Genomic DNA, 15,188 nt, shown 5'->3' on the forward strand with positions numbered 1-15,188 from the left:
CTCGACGTCCCCGCTCCTGCGCTGCACAGCGTGGATTCGGTTTCGAAGGATACCAAACCTAAAGGCTTGCCACGTAGATTTTTGGGCTGACATCCACCATTGGGCGGGACCATGAGCACGGCTGCGACGTCCTTTCCCGAGAGGAATGCCGCTGAGGCCGCGGATCTCGCCCTGACGACCGCTGCAGCGGCACCCGAGGTCCTGGCGCGCCGGATCCGGCAGCGGCGCCAGATGTATGTCGGCCAGGTGGCGAGCTACTCGCTCGGCGCCTCTGTCCTGCTGCTCTACGCCTATGACGGCGTCATCTCCATGGGCGTTCCGTCACTGTTCTGGCTCGGCGGCCTTCTGACCATCGGAACCTTCACCGTGCTATCGGAAGCGGGCTTGGGCGACCGGTTCGAGGATCATTACCTCACCGTCTTCCAGATCTCGGCGCATATGTCGCTGCAGCTGCTGTTCCTGCTCGCGGTGCCGACAGTCGGAGTTGCGTTCCTTGCCGTGCTGTTTCTGATCTTCGCCTTCGGCACGCTTCGTATGACGCCGAGCCAGGCGATGCTCACCTGGGGCCTCGCCACTTGCGGGCTCGCCTTGGTCTTCCTCGCCTCGGACTTGCCAATCGGACTGCCGGTTACGACCCAGCTGCAACGGGCCGCCTCGATGCTGTGCTTCGTGCTGGTGATTGGCCAGTGCGCCTTCCTCGGCCTGTTCGGCGCCACGCTGCGCAAGATCCTGTACCGGCGCAGCATCGAGCTGAAGGCCGCCTATCAGCGCATCGAGGAGCTGGCGGAGCTCGACGAGCTCACCGGCTCCTACAACCGCCGCTGCATCATGCGGCTTCTCGACGCCGAGATCGAAAAATCGCGGCAGACATCGACCCCTTGCGCGATCGCACTGATCGATCTCGACTGGTTCAAGCGCATCAACGACGCCCATGGCCATCCCGTCGGCGACGAGGTGCTGCGCACCTTCGCAATCACCATTTTCGCCAACATCCGCCCGGCCGACTGCTTCGGCCGCTACGGCGGCGAGGAATTCTTGCTGCTGCTGCCGGGGACGGACGTCGATGCGGCATCGCGCACGCTCGATCGGCTGCGCGGCATCGTCGCCGATCTGGACTGGAGCGCATTCTCCCCGGGCATGCGCGTGACCATTTCCGCGGGCGTCGTGACGCTGCGCGACAACGATACCGCCGACACGTTTCTCGTGCGCGCCGACAGCGCGCTCTATTCCGCCAAGGCACAAGGGCGCAACCGCATTGCAACCAGCTGATCAATCCATTTTCTCCCGGCGCGACCGAAGCCGCTGCCGGGCCGAACGCTCCAGGACAGGGCAATGAGATCCAAATCCGCCAAATCATCCGAGAATCTGCTCGAGGAATTGCAAACCGCGCTCTCGCACGGCACCGTCGCGCACCGGGTCGAGACGCTGCGCCGCGTCACCGATCTCTTCGTGGGCAACGCCTCGGACTATTCCGACGACCACGTTCGTGTGTTCGATGACGTGTTCCAATGCCTGATCGAGCAGATCGAGACGTCCGCCAAGGCGCTGCTCGCCGACCGCCTCGCACCGATCGCGGCTGCGCCGCCGAAGATCATCCGCACGCTCGCGCTCGACGAGGTGATTGAGGTTTCCGGCCCGGTGCTGTCGAAATCCGAACGGTTGGCAGAGGAGATCCTGATCGAGATCGCACGCACCAGGGGTCAAGCCCATCTCAAGGCGATCTCGCTGCGGCGGGTGCTGTCGGAAGCGCTGACGGACGTGCTGGTGACCCGCGGCGACGAGGACGTGGTGCAATCGACCGTCAGCAATCCGGGTGCCCAACTGTCGGAGGGAAGTCTCGCCGACCTCGTGACCCGCGCCGAGCGTGACGACGACCTCGCCAGTTGCATCGGCCTGCGGCCCGACTTGCCCCGCCATCATTATTTGAAGCTGGTCGCAAAGGCCTCCTTGGCCGTGCGCAGGAAGCTGGAGGCCGCGCACCCGGAGTTCGCGGACGACGTGTCCAGCGTGGTCCAGGAAGCGGCCCAGCGAATCCGCGCCGCCAGCATGACCAGGCAGACCGAGAGGGCGCGCGCGCTGGTGAAGTCGCTGCACGAGGACGGCCGCCTCACCGAGCTCCAGGTCGCCACCTTCGCGGAACAAGGCAAGTTCGATGAGACCAATGCGGGGCTCGCGGCGCTTGCGGGCGTCGCAGTCGAGACCGCCGAGACCATGATGATCGAAAGCCGGGTCGAGGGCGTGATGATCCTCGCCAAGGTCGCGGCCATGCAATGGTCGAGCGTCCGCGCCATCATTGCCCTGCGCGAGAAGCTCTCAGGCGGCTCGCAGACCGACATGCTGACGCTGCGCGACGCTTACGAGGCGCTGCGCAGCTCGACGGCGCAGCAAGTGCTGCGCTTCCACCGCATGCAGCAGGGCGCGACGCCGGCGGCGTGAAGCCGGCAAGCTAGTAGCGTAGGACCTTCGCCCCCGCCAGCGCGCCAATTGCCGCCACCAACGCGGTCGCGAGCGTGTACCAGGTCGCGACGAACAGCGGCGAGTCGTCGGTACAGTGTGAAGCGTACAGCGTCGCGGCAAGGCCCGCCGACACCAGGCCAGCGAGCGCCCCGGCGAGTGCGGGATGGGACGGCGCACCGTGGCGAAGGCCGAACAGGGCCCCAGCAAGCAGCGGCAGCGACATCGCAGGGATTGCGAACAGGCATACCCTGGAATTCTTGCCCATCAGTCGCATCGTCATCGGCATGGCCGGCGCCATCATCGCCTCGCTGCCGATCGCCACCGCGAGCAGCCCGACCGGCAGCAGCAGTAGCCAGCCCCAGCCACGCAGCAAGGCCTCGGGACGCGACAGATGCAGGCTGACGATGATCGCCGGGATCGCGAGCGACAGCGTGACCGCGAACTTCATGTCGAAGAATGGGTTGTGCATCGCGCTCATCACGTCGTGACGCACACCGAGAAAGGTGGCGAAGATCAGGATCGACAGCGGCGCAGCGACCAGCAGCGCCATGGTCAGCACCGCGCCGACGCGCGGCGGACGATGGGCGTTATCGGCCGCGAGCGAGCGAATGAGTTGATCGGTGTCCATGACTACTGGTCCCGCAGTTTGGCAGTCAGCGCGGCAAGTCCGCGATGTAGCGCGACCCGCACCGCGCCCTCGCTCATCGAATATTTCACCGCCGTGTCCTTGATCGACGTGCTGTCGACCGCGATCGACTGCAACACGTCGCGCTGGCGCTGCGGCAGCGTATTGAGCTGGCTGGCGACTTCGCCGGCCGAGACCGTCTCCTGCGGCGCCTCGCCCGGCAGGGTCTCGGCGAAATCGTCGATGTTGACGAAGATCCGCCTGCCCCGTCGCCGCAGCATGTCGATCAGCTTGTTGCGGCCGATCGCAAACAGCCACGGGGCGAAGGGGGCTTCGCTGTCCCAAGTGTGCCGCTTCAGATGCACCGCCAACAAAATCTCCTGCACGATATCCTCGGCCTGGTCGGGAGGCTGCCCGGCCCGAGCCAGGCCGCGCCTCGCGGCAGCGCGCAGCACAGGCGTGACCGCCTTCAACAGGCGATGATACGCCGCGTCATCGCCTGCCATGGCCGACCGCATCAGGCCGGTCCACTCGTCCTCACGTCCGCGCACGCGCGCCCCTCACCATGCAATTCGGCCGCTCTTTCAGTTTGTTACGCTGGCATCAGCCAGATCACGAATTCGTGATCTGGCTTGGCCACGCGACCGATGCGGCCGTCAGGATCTGCGACGGCTCATAACACCGATCGGTCCAGTCCGCACCCCGCGGCCGGCTGCGAAGGCAGCGGTTTTGCCGCGCTTTTGCCGGGTGTGGCCCGAAGATTCCCATTTTCCGCCCCGCTGTGGTCACGCCCCAGGGTCTCTGTTCAGTCCCGGGACGGGCGGAATTTGGGGAGATCGTCAACATGATGAAAGCCAGCGGGCGCGCGGCCCTGATTGTCCTGGCCGGGCTTTTCTTGCTGTTCGGGGGCGTTGCACAGGCGGCGCCGAATTCAGCCGCAAGCAGCAAGTCGGACAGCGCGGGCAAACAGGCCGACACGGTCAAGCCGACCAAGCAGCGGCATCACACGTCGCGTCACCGCGACAACACCAAGACGGCAGAAAAATCCGACGACAAGGCCGACAAGAAGGACGCCGCGGCAACGGCCGATGAGACGAAGGCCGACAATCGTGACGCGCCGACCTCGAGCCAGATGCCGCCGGAAGTCGCCAACGCCAATGCGCAACTCGCCGCCGCCGATACGCCGACCGCGGCTGCCGCTTCCGCAATGACGGGCCGGGCCAACGACAACGTCCAGGCCGCGGCCGATAATACCGCCGCCCCGAACGCCGAGGGCCAGGTCGTCGCACCCGATCAGCTCAACGACATCGACCGCGCCTTGCAACAGGACAACACGCCGGCGCAGAGGGCGGTGATCGCCGCAACCGACGCGCAGCCGCGTCCGGCGCCGGTGATGGCAAGCAGCCAGCAGAGCTCGGCTTGGGACCAGAGCTCCCTGATCGGAAAAATCTTCATCGGCGTCGGCACGCTGCTGACGCTGGCCTCAGCCGCGCGCATGTTCATGGCGTGACTTTGGCTTGATTTTGGCCTGATCGCCGGCCCGCGGGACCTGGTCCGGAACGCGCATCTGGCCGCGTGTTCCGGCCGTCCTTGCGCCGATGGCTTTGCGGCCTCTTGAAGCCCACCGCGCCAGCGGGCACATTGCCCGCTCAACCAAAAGCGTGGGTGGAGCATGAGCACGTTCGAACACATCATCGTCGAAAGCAAAGGCGCGGTCGGCATCATCAAGCTGAACCGGCCGAAGCTGCTCAACGCACTCTCCTTCGGCGTCTTCCGCGAGATCGCCGCGGCCGTCGACGATCTCGAAGCCGATAACGCCATCGGCTGCATCGTCGTGACCGGCAGCGAGAAGGCGTTTGCTGCCGGCGCCGACATCAAGGAGATGCAGCCGAAAGGCTTCATCGACATGTTCTCGGAGGATTTTGCCGCGATCGGCGGCGATCGGGTCGCGCGCTGCCGCAAGCCGACGATCGCCGCGGTCGCAGGCTATGCGCTCGGCGGCGGCTGCGAGCTCGCGATGATGTGCGACTTCATCATCGCCGCCGACACCGCCAAATTTGGTCAACCCGAAATCACGCTCGGCACCATCCCCGGCATCGGCGGCACCCAGCGCCTGACCCGTGCGATCGGCAAGTCCAAGGCGATGGACCTTTGCCTCACCGGCCGCATGATGGATGCGGCCGAAGCCGAGCGCAGCGGCCTGGTCAGCCGCATCGTTCCCGCCGACAAGCTGATGGACGAGGTGATGGCCGCGGCCGAGAAGATCGCCGCGATGTCGCGGCCCGCGGTCGCGATGGCCAAGGAAGCGGTCAACCGCGCCTTCGAGACCACGCTCGCCGAGGGCATGAGCGTCGAGCGCAACCTGTTCCACTCGACCTTCGCACTGGAGGACCGCTCCGAGGGCATGGCGGCGTTCATCGAGAAGCGGAAGCCGGTGAACAAGAACAGGTAAAGGCAGGCGAGCGGTCAGGCTGGTGTAAGGCTCTGCCGCTTTCCCGCAGAATCCGTGTGACGTGCCTGCAACAAGCACGGAATACATGGGGGTTTCCCCCGCGGCAGTTTGCCTGCGGGACCTCGGCTGGTTAAACAGCTAAGAGAGCCGCCGTCGGCGGGGGCGGACAGCCGGGATTTGCGGGATTACATGATTGGGCGTGCCGCCAGAGCTGGTCGCGTGATGACGCGGCATCGATCGGGCGTGGCTCCTGTGCTCGCGACATGGACCACGCTGGCGCTGTGTTGCGCCCTGCCTTCCGCCGCACGGGCGGAAGCGCTGGCGGAGGCGCTCGCCAAGGCCTACCAGACCAATCCGCAACTCAATGCCGAGCGTGCGCGGCAGCGCGCCACCGACGAGAACGTGCCGCAGGCGCTCGCCGGTTACCGGCCACAGATCGTGGCAAGCCTCAGCGCCGGGTTGCAATCGGTGCGCAACCTGCTGCCCGACAACACCATCCAGACCGCCAATCTGAAGCCATGGATCATCGGTGTCACCGTGTCGCAGACCCTGTTCAACGGTTTCCGCACCGCCAACAACGTGCGCGCCGCCGAACTCCAGGTACAGTCGGGCCGCGAGGCGCTGCGCAACGTCGGCCAGGGCGTGCTGCTCGACGCGGTCACCGCCTACACCAACGTGCTCGCCAACCAGTCGTTGGTCGAGGCGCAGCGCTCCAACGTCGCCTTCCTGCGCGAAACGCTCTCGGTCACCCAGCGGCGCCTCAACGCTGGCGACGTCACGCCGACCGACAGCGCCCAGGCCGAGGCGCGGCTCAACCGCGGGCTTTCCGATCTCAACGCCGCGGAAGTCGCGCTGGCGGTGAGCCAGGCGATCTACGCGCAGGTGATCGGCAATGCGCCGTCGCAGCTTCGGACCGCCGAATTCGTCGACCGCTATCTGCCGAAGAGCCGTGAAGACGCGCTGACGATGGCGATCCGCCAGCACCCAGCGGTGATGGCGGCGGGCTTCGACGTCGATGTCGCCTCCACCAACATCCGCGTCGCCGAAGGCGCGCTGCTGCCGAGCGCCAGCGTCCAGGGCAGCGCCAGCAAGAGCCGCAACAACGACCCGACGCTCGGCACCTTCGCCGAAGATCAGGCCTCGATCGTCGCCAATGTCACCGTGCCGATCTACGACGGCGGCCAGGCCGCCGCACAGACCCGGCAGGCCAAGGAAATCACGGCGCAGAGCCGGCTCGTGCTCGATCAGGTGCGCAACCAGGCGCGCACGGCGGCGGTCAGCGCCTGGGTTGCCAATGAAGGCGCCAAGATCGCGGTCTCGGCCTCGGAGTCCGAAGTGAAGGCGGCGACCGTCGCGCTCCAGGGCGTGCAGCGCGAGGCCGCCGGTGGACAGCGCACGACGGTGGATGTGCTGAACTCGCAGGCCGATTTGATCCAGGCCAAGGCCCGCCTGATCGGCGCCAACCGCGACCGCGTGATCGCTTCCTACACGCTGCTCAGCGCCGTCGGCCATCTCGACGTCAAGACCCTGAGCCTGAACACACCGGACTATCTGCCCGAGGTCCACTACCAGCAGGTCCGCGACGCCTGGCACGGCCTGCGCACGCCGTCGGGGCAGTAATTTCAATCGTCTGGCTTGGTGCCGATGAAAAGCCGCCGCATCCATCTGATGGGAGCCTCCGGCTCCGGCGTGACGACGATCGGCCGCGCGCTCGCGAGCCGGCTTGCGCTGCCGCATCACGACAGCGATGATTATTTCTGGCTGCCGACGGCGCCGCCCTACCAGACCACGCGCCCCGCCGCCGAGCGTCTGCGCCTGATGCGCGAGATGTTTCTGCCGCGGCTCGATTGGGTGCTGAGCGGAACGGTCACCGGCTGGGGCGACGAGTTCATCCCATTCTTCGATTTCGTCGTCTTTGTGACGACGCCGCGCGAGCTTCGCTTGCAGCGCCTGCGTGACCGCGAGGCTACGCATTTCGGAGCGGATGCCGTCGCACAGGGCGGCTGGCGTCATGAGGAGGCGGAGTCGTTCGTCGACTGGGCCTCGCACTACGAAGCCGGCGATCGCGAGGGTCGCAGTCTCGCAAGAGATGAGGCGTGGCTCGCGAAGCTGCCCTGCCCGGTCGTGCGCGTCGACGGCTCACGCCCGCTTGCGGACCTCGTCGAGCAGCTATGCAGCGAAGCGCAGCGGCTGCCGGGCTGATGTGATACTGTCACGATGCCACTGCCAAATAATAATACAGGGAGAGAAACCATGCTCAGCCGACGCAGCGTCCTGCTTGCCTCCCTTGCCGCCGGAGTTGCCATGTCGAACAAAGCCCACGCACGTGCCGCGCAGCCCGCCACTCCGGTCAATTTCGACCTCCCGGCCCATGCCTGCGACTGTCACACCCACATCCATGGCGATGTCGAAAAATTTCCGTTCTTCGCGGGCCGCGTCTACACGCCGGAACCGGCTTCGCCGGAGGAGATGGCCGCGCTGCACAAGGCGCTGCATATCGAGCGGGTGGTGATCGTGACGCCGAGCGTCTACGGCACCGACAACTCGTCGACGCTGTTCGGCATGAAAGCGCGTGGCGCGGCCGCGCGCGGGGTGGCCGTGATCGACGACAAAACGACCGAGGCCCAGCTTGACACGATGCAGGCAGACGGCTTTCGCGGTGTCCGCCTCAATCTCGCGACCGGCGGCGTCAACGACCCCAATGTCGGCCGGCCGCGCTTCACCGCCGCAGTCGAGCGCATGAAGGCGCGCGGTTGGCACGTGCAGCTCTACACGACGCTTCCCATGATCTCGGCGATCAAGGACCTCGTCGAGACGGCGCCAGTACCCGTTGTATTCGACCATTTCGGCGGCCTTGAGGCCTCGCTTGGGCTGGAGCAGCCGGGATTTTCCGACCTGGTCGCGCTGGTGAAATCCGGCAAGGCCTATGTCAAGATTTCCGGCGCCTATCGCTCCTCGAAGCTCGCGCCCGATTATCAGGACATGGTGCCCTATGCCGGCGCACTGATCGCGGCGAATGCGGACCGCATCGTCTGGGGCACGGACTGGCCGCATCCGGATTCGAGCCGTGTCGAGGGACGCAAAGCCACCGACATCGCGCCGCTCTACCAGATCGACGACGGCCGCCTGCTCAACCAGCTTCCGGTGTGGGCGCCGGATGCGGATGTGCGCAAGAAGATCCTGGTCGACAACCCGGCGCAACTCTACGGGTTCTGAGTCGCGCCAAGCGCAATTCGGTTCAACGACCGCGACACGGTTCCACAATGAGGCGTGGAACTGTTGTCGCGAAGGCACAAACTCGTTGGACTCACACGAACGTGTTTGTGCTCTCGTCCGTTTCTCACCCTTCTGGTTGAGGCGGCGCTCAGCGCCATCGCGCTTGGGTTCACCAATCCGCTGACCGTCATCCTGTTTCTGGCTGCGCTGCACGCCTTTTCAATGCAGACCGCGGCAGCCCCGCTGATCGCCGGTGTCTTCGTCGGTTCCGCGATCTGGTGGACCGTGCTCAGCACGATCGTGGCAATGGCGCGGTCACGGCTGACGCCGTGCATGCTGTCGATGAGCAGTCGGTTGGCCAGCTTGATGCTGCTGGGCCTCGGCACCATGATGCTGGTGCGGATCGCGCAGCGGATGCTGTGATTGGCGGCGTCAGCGTGCGCGGCGGGAGAAGAAGGAGATCAACACCGGCAGCGTCACCAGGATCACGATAGGGGCGAGCATCATGCCTGTCACCACGACCACCGCAAGCGGCTTCTGCACCTGCGAGCCGATGCCTTCCGACAGCGCGGCCGGCAACAGGCCGATGCCGGCGACGACGCAGGTCATCAGCACCGGCCGAAGCTGCAATTCGCCGGTGCGTATCACCGCGCTCATGCGGTCCATGCCCTCTTCGATGAGTTGGTTGAACTGCGACAGGATGATGATGCCGTCCATCACGGCGATGCCGAACAGCGCGATGAAGCCGATCGCCGCCGAGACACTGAAGGCGGTACCTGTGATCAAGAGACCGAGCACGCCGCCGAAGATGGCCATCGGGATCACGCTCATGGCAAGCAGCGTGTCGGTCATCGAGCCGAAATTGAACCAGAGCAGGACGCCGATCAGCGCCAGCGAGATCGGCACTACGATCGACAATCGCCGGATCGCGTCCTGGAGATTGCCGAATTCGCCGACCCAGTCCATGTGCGCGCCGGGCGGCAGTTGCACCTGAGCGGCGATCTTCTGCTGCGCCTCGCGGATGGCGCTGCCGAGGTCGCGTTCACGTACCGAGAACTTGATCGGCAGATAGCGCTCCTGCTGCTCGCGATAAATGTAGGCCGCACCCGAGACGAGGCTGATGGTGGCGACCTCGCTCAGGGGGATCTGCGTGACGGTGCCGTTCGGTCCGGGCGCACCGATCCGCAAATTCTGGATCGCCTCGGCGCTCCTGCGGAATTCCGGCGCAAGACGAACGATGATCGGGAAGTGGCGGTCGCTTCCTGCCTCGTAGATGTCACCGGCGGTGTCGCCGCCGATCGCGACCTTGATGGTGGCGTTGATGTCGCCCGGCGCGAGGCCATAGCGCGCGGCCTTGGCACGGTTGATATCGATCTGGATCGTCGGCTGCCCCAGTGAGGTGAACACGGCAAGGTCGGTGACGCCCTGCACGGTTGATAGCACCGACTTGATCTTGTTGGCGGTGTCGGTCAGCGCCTGGAGATCGCTGCCGAACAGCTTGATCGAGTTCTCGCCCTTCACGCCGGAAACGGCTTCGGAGACATTGTCCTGGAGATATTGCGAGAAGTTGAACTCGACGCCGGGGAAGCGATCGTCAAGCTGCTTGAGCAGTTGCGCGGTCAACTCTTCCTTGTCGCGGGTGCCGGGCCATTGGCTGGCGGGCTTGAGCGGCGCGAAGAACTCGGCGTTGAAGAAGCCGGCGGCGTCGGTGCCGTCATCGGGGCGGCCGTGCTGCGACACCACGGATTCCACTTCAGGCCGCGCGCGGATCACCTTGCGCATTTCGTTGACGTAGGAGTTGCCTTCCTGAAGCGAGATGGTCGGCGGCAGCGTGGCGCGGATCCAGAGATTGCCCTCCTCCAGCTTCGGCAGGAATTCGAGGCCAAGCAAGCGGCTGAGCGCAACCGTCATCAGTACGAGGCCGAATGCGCCACCGAGCATGATGCCGCGGTTGGCGACCGCCCAATGCAGCACCGGCATGTAGATCCGATGCAGGATCAGCATCACCCTGGTCTCGGTCTCATGAACATGCGCCGGCAGAATGATCGCCGACAGCGCAGGAGTGACGGTGAACGTCGCAAGCAGACCGCCGGCCAGCGCGTAGGCATAGGTCCGGGCCATCGGTCCGAAGATGTTGCCCTCGACGCCGGAGAGCGTGAACAGCGGCAGGAAGGCCGCGATGATGATGGCCGCGGCGAAGAAGATCGAACGAGAGACATCGGCCGCCGCGCTGAGGATGGCGTGGCTTTTCATGCCGAACAGCGTCTCGGACGACATCTGCTCGGATTCCGACATCGGCGTCGTCTGCGTCAGGCGCCGGAAGATCGCCTCCACCATGATGACGGTGGCATCGACGATCAGGCCGAAATCGATCGCGCCGACCGACAACAGGTTCGCCGATTCCCCCCGTAGCACCAGGATGATCACCGCGAAGAACAGCGCGAACGGAATGGTGGCGCCGACGATCAGCGCACTGCGGAGATCGCCGAGGAATATCCACTGCAGCAACACGATCAGCAGAATGCCGATCACCATGTTGTGGAGCACGGTGTGGGTCGTGAGGTCGATCAGGTCGCCGCGGTCATAGATGCGCTCGATGCGCACGCCGGGCGGCAGGATGCTGGAGTCGTTGATGGTTTGAACGAGTTGGTGGACGCGCTTGATGGTTGGCGAGCTCTGCTCGCCGCGGCGCATCAGGACGATGCCTTGCACGATGTCGTCGGACTCATCGAGGCCGGCGATGCCGAGACGGGGCTTCTGGCCGACGGTGACGGTGGCGACGTCCTTGACCAGCACCGGATTGCCGTTGGTCTGCGAGACCATGGTGTTGGCGAGGTCGTCGATCGAGCGGATCAGGCCGACGCCGCGCACCACGGCCGATTGCTGACCGATATTGACGGTGTTGCCGCCGACATTGACGTTGGAATTGCCGACCGCCTGGAGCAATTGCGGCAGCGTCAGGCCGTTGGCGACCAGCTTGTTGAAGTCGACCTGGAGCTCGTAGGTCTTGCTCTTGCCGCCCCATCCGGTGACGTCGATCACGCCGGGCACGGCACGGAAGCGCCGCTGGAGAATCCAGTCCTGGATGGTCTTGAGGTCGAGCACGCTGTAGTTCGGCGGGCCGACGAGACGGTAGCGGAAGATTTCGCCAATTGGACTGAGCGGCGAGATCTGCGGCTGCACATTGCCGGGCAGCGGCGCGAGCTGCGCCAGGCGGTTCAAGACCTGCTGCAACGCCTCGTCATAGGTGTAGGCGAAAGAGAACTGCAGTTTGACGTCGGAAAGGCCGTAGAGCGAGATGGTGCGAATGGTCGTCACGTTCTTCAGACCCGCGACCTGGGTCTCGATCGGAATGGTGATGTAGCGCTCGATCTCCTCCGCCGACAGGCCCGGGCTCTGCGTCACGATGTCGACCATCGGCGGAGTCGGATCGGGGTAAGCCTCGATGTTGAGCTGGTTGAACGCGATCAGGCCGCCGATGAGGACGGCGACGAACATCCCGACCATCAGGAAGCGCCGGTTGACGGCAAGGGCGACGAGGCGATCCATTCAGGTCTTCAGCTTGTCTTTTCCCGGCCCGTCGATCAGCTGCCGGACGCGGCGCGGTCGATGAACAGGCTGCCTTTGGTGACCACCTGCTCGCCGGGCTTGAGATTGCTGGTGACCTCGACGAGATTGCCATTGATGAGACCGATCTTGATCTCGCGCAGCTCGACCGACTTGTCCTCGCGTGCCACCCAGAGGCGGACCTTGTCGGCTTCGTAGATCAAGGCCTGCTTCGGTACCGCCGGCGCGGCGCGGTCGCCGGACGAATAGATCGTTACGTTGGCGAACATCTCCGGCTTCAGCAGACCGTCCTTGTTGTCGATGGTGGCGCGGACCAGCAGGCGACGGGTGTTCGGATCGATCGCGGCGGCGACGTAGTTGACCTTGGCGGTCAAGGGGCGGCCTGGCAGCGCCATCACGTTGACGCTGATGTCCTGCCCGACGCACACGGCAGCCGCATCGCTCTCGCGCACGAAGGCGGTGAGCCAGACGGTGGAGAGATCGCCGACCACGAAGACCGGATCGCTGGCGCCCGAATTGACGTACTGGCCGGGGCCAATTTTACGCTGCACGACCGTGCCTGCGATTGGCGAATAGATCGTGACTTCCGGATTGATGACGCCTTTGTCCTGGAACGCCTTGATGGTCTCGTCGGTGAAGCCGAGGATCCGCAGCTTGTTGCGCGCGGCTTCCAGCGCTGTCGCCGAGGAGCGCATGTCGTTCTGCGCTTGAACCTGGGTCGCTTCCGCCTGCTGATAGTCCTTCAGTGGGATGGCATGGCCCTCGTAGAGGTCCTTGGCGCGCTTGAACTGGATATCGGCAAGATCGATCGCCGACTTGGCCTTGTTCTGCGAGCTCATCGCTGCAATGAAATCGTTCTGGGCCTGCACGGTGTCGGCGGCCTCGATCGTGAACAGCGGTTGGCCTTGCTTCAGCACCTCGCCTGGCTTGGCGAGCAGCTTGGTCACCCGGCCTGCATAGGGTGAAAACACCGGCGTCGAACGGTCCTCGTCGACTGCGACCTTGCCCTCGGTGACATACTCGGCGCGGAAGGTCTTGGCCTTGACCGGCTCGATCGTCAGCGTCGCCCATTCCGACGGCGTCGGCGTGAAGTTCTGCGCATTTCTGCGCGATTGGCTGGAGATCTCGGAGTGGCTCTTCTCCTTGGCTCCCGCATAGAGGAAGCCGTAGGCCCCGGCACCGGCAAGAGCTAGTAAAACTACGGATGTAATGACCCGTTGTTTTGTAAGCACCTGCAATCGCTTGGTATTTTCAACTACCATGGGGCCCGGTCATGTCTGCGATGATACCGGCGGATGCCTGCGTCATCGGTCGCGCTAATAGTGCCGAATTGTAATTTCAAACAACCTAAAAAACGCCGGGCGCCTTTCGGTTTGCGTTAAAAATTTGCGACACGTCAGCTTCACGTCAGCTTATCGCAGGCCACTCTGCCGGATGACTGCCGAGCGGCATCGCCGGACGGCTCCATTGCGCCGGCGTCTTCGACAGCAGTGCCGAATGGCGCACCGCCTTCAACGTGCCGAAGCCAGATGGCATGCCCCCGATGAATGCAGCATGTACGGCCTCACCCGTAATATCCGGGGTATTCAGGCCCTTTTCGAGCCGTCCGAGATTCCACAGCCAGCGCCCGGTCTGCGCCAGCGATACGCGCACGTGCCAGCTGCCACCTTCGCGAGCCTGGCGCGCCTTGGCCATCATCGCGCCGAACGCCATCAGATAGCCAGTGGCGTGGTCGAGCATCTGCGCCGGCAATTCCTTCGGTCCATCGATGCCGGCAGCCTGTCCTTCGGCATGGTTGAACCCGGTCGTGGTCTGCACCAGCGAATCGAAGCCGCGCCGTTCAGCCCAGGGACCGGCATGGCCATAGGCTGACAGCGTCACGTAGACGATGCCGGGGTTGATTGTCGCTGCGTCCTCCGGCGTGAAGCCGAGAGCGGCAAGCGCGCGCGGGCGATAGCCTTGCGAGAAGATATCGGCGTCTCTCAAGAGCTCGCGCAACTGCGCACGCCCGGCCTCGCTTTTCAGCTCGATGAAGGTGGTGAGCTTGCCGCGCCCGGTGTCGATGGTCAGCCACGGAATGGCCGGCAGTTCGGGGCCTGACACGAGCAGCACATCCGCGCCGTGCGCGGCGAGCGTGCGGCCGGCGACGGGCCCCGCGATGACGCGAGAGAGATCGAGCACGCGCAGGCCTGCGAGCGGGCGATCGCCTTTTGGCAATCGTTGCGGCCATGGCTTCGGCGGGGCCTCGCCGATCTTCTCGATCGAGACCAGCGGCAATTCGGCGAGCGCGCGGGCCTGCGGCAGCGCCGACCATTCGTCGTACGAACGCATCAGGGCAACGACGCCGCCCGCGGCGTAGGTCGCAGTCTCGAAATCCTCGCTCTTCCATTGCATCAATGCGGCCTGCACCTTCTCGCGCTCGGGTTCGCAGCCGAGCACCTTGCAGACGGCGTCGCGATGATGCGGGAAATTGGTGTGGCAGCGGACGAAGCGGTTGTCGCCGGTTCTGTAGACGCCGGCGATGGCGTCCCAAGCGGGCGGCGGCGGCTTGTCGTCGACGCGCAAGTAGCGCTCGGAGCGGCATTCGGCGACGGCATGGCGCAGGTCGACGCTGACGTCCTGCGCTTCGCCGCTGCGCAATCTCCAGATTTCGGCGGCGGCAAGGCCGGCGGCGGCGATCGTTGTCTGGCCGGCAATTGCGACGCGAAACGAGGACGGGATCTGCGGCTCCTCGCCCGTCAGCCGCACGCGCGCGAGCGCGGCGGCGTCACCGCCGGCGGAGGTCCAGATGTTGCTGAGAATCTCGGTGGGGCTTTGCATGACCCTTCTCTCCCTTTAGTTTGCGACCATCGCATTAGCACACAAGGACAT

General features: G+C 65.0%; 13 protein-coding genes. 8 read left to right on the forward strand and 5 right to left on the reverse strand.

Annotation, left to right across the window (positions count from 1 at the left end; genetic code table 11):
• Positions 1-111: 111 nt before the first annotated feature.
• Positions 112-1,269 carry a GGDEF domain-containing protein gene (locus IVB36_RS34120; RefSeq protein ID WP_085352258.1) on the forward strand — a complete coding sequence of 386 codons (1,158 nt, stop codon included), beginning with the start codon at positions 112-114 and terminating at the stop codon, positions 1,267-1,269.
• Between the two features lie 63 nt (positions 1,270-1,332).
• On the forward strand, positions 1,333-2,436 hold the full coding sequence (locus IVB36_RS34125; RefSeq protein WP_085352257.1) for a DUF2336 domain-containing protein: 1,104 nt from the start codon (positions 1,333-1,335) through the stop codon (positions 2,434-2,436).
• Positions 2,437-2,446: 10 nt separating this feature from the next.
• Here IVB36_RS34125 and IVB36_RS34130 read toward each other — a convergent pair whose 3' ends face one another.
• Both IVB36_RS34130 and IVB36_RS34135 read right to left on the reverse strand, forming a co-directional pair.
• Positions 2,447-3,085, reverse strand: a complete 639-nt coding sequence (locus IVB36_RS34130) for a DUF1109 domain-containing protein (RefSeq protein ID WP_085352256.1) — start codon at positions 3,083-3,085, stop codon at positions 2,447-2,449.
• 2 nt (positions 3,086-3,087) lie between these two features.
• The gene (locus tag IVB36_RS34135; protein WP_085352255.1) at positions 3,088-3,633 is read right to left on the reverse strand and encodes a sigma-70 family RNA polymerase sigma factor; all 546 of its coding nucleotides are present in this window, start codon (positions 3,631-3,633) and stop codon (positions 3,088-3,090) included.
• Positions 3,634-3,926: 293 nt separating this feature from the next.
• Between IVB36_RS34135 and IVB36_RS34140 the strand changes: the two genes are divergently transcribed.
• From IVB36_RS34140 to IVB36_RS34165, 6 genes are all read left to right on the forward strand, one after another.
• On the forward strand, positions 3,927-4,592 hold the full coding sequence (locus tag IVB36_RS34140) for a hypothetical protein (protein WP_085362360.1): 666 nt from the start codon (positions 3,927-3,929) through the stop codon (positions 4,590-4,592).
• 162 nt (positions 4,593-4,754) lie between these two features.
• Positions 4,755-5,534: an enoyl-CoA hydratase gene (locus IVB36_RS34145; protein ID WP_018456894.1), complete on the forward strand. Its 780-nt coding sequence runs from the start codon at positions 4,755-4,757 to the stop codon at positions 5,532-5,534.
• A 222-nt stretch (positions 5,535-5,756) separates the two neighbouring features.
• Complete coding sequence (locus IVB36_RS34150) at positions 5,757-7,154, forward strand: TolC family outer membrane protein (protein WP_247393960.1); 1,398 nt, start codon at positions 5,757-5,759, stop codon at positions 7,152-7,154.
• 24 nt (positions 7,155-7,178) lie between these two features.
• On the forward strand, positions 7,179-7,736 hold the full coding sequence (locus IVB36_RS34155) for a hypothetical protein (RefSeq protein WP_085362357.1): 558 nt from the start codon (positions 7,179-7,181) through the stop codon (positions 7,734-7,736).
• Positions 7,737-7,787: 51 nt separating this feature from the next.
• Entirely contained in the window at positions 7,788-8,750 is a 963-nt protein-coding gene (locus tag IVB36_RS34160; protein WP_247393962.1) for an amidohydrolase family protein, read from the forward strand.
• A gap of 105 nt (positions 8,751-8,855) precedes the next feature.
• The gene (locus tag IVB36_RS34165; RefSeq protein WP_247393965.1) at positions 8,856-9,173 is read left to right on the forward strand and encodes a hypothetical protein; all 318 of its coding nucleotides are present in this window, start codon (positions 8,856-8,858) and stop codon (positions 9,171-9,173) included.
• Positions 9,174-9,182: 9 nt separating this feature from the next.
• Here the strand turns inward: IVB36_RS34165 and IVB36_RS34170 are convergent, their stop codons facing one another.
• The 3 genes from IVB36_RS34170 to IVB36_RS34180 all read right to left on the reverse strand — a co-directional run bounded on the left by IVB36_RS34170 (position 9,183) and on the right by IVB36_RS34180 (position 15,137).
• Positions 9,183-12,299, reverse strand: coding sequence for a CusA/CzcA family heavy metal efflux RND transporter (locus IVB36_RS34170; protein ID WP_085352250.1), 3,117 nt, complete (start codon positions 12,297-12,299; stop codon positions 9,183-9,185).
• 35 nt (positions 12,300-12,334) lie between these two features.
• A complete protein-coding gene (locus IVB36_RS34175; protein WP_085352249.1) occupies positions 12,335-13,579 on the reverse strand; it encodes an efflux RND transporter periplasmic adaptor subunit in 1,245 nt (414 codons plus the stop codon).
• 145 nt (positions 13,580-13,724) lie between these two features.
• Entirely contained in the window at positions 13,725-15,137 is a 1,413-nt protein-coding gene (locus IVB36_RS34180) for a CoA transferase (RefSeq protein ID WP_247393966.1), read from the reverse strand.
• Positions 15,138-15,188: the final 51 nt, after the last annotated feature.

It is taken from the genome of Bradyrhizobium sp. 35, from assembly GCF_023073215.1.
Lineage (GTDB): Bacteria > Pseudomonadota > Alphaproteobacteria > Rhizobiales > Xanthobacteraceae > Bradyrhizobium > Bradyrhizobium canariense_D.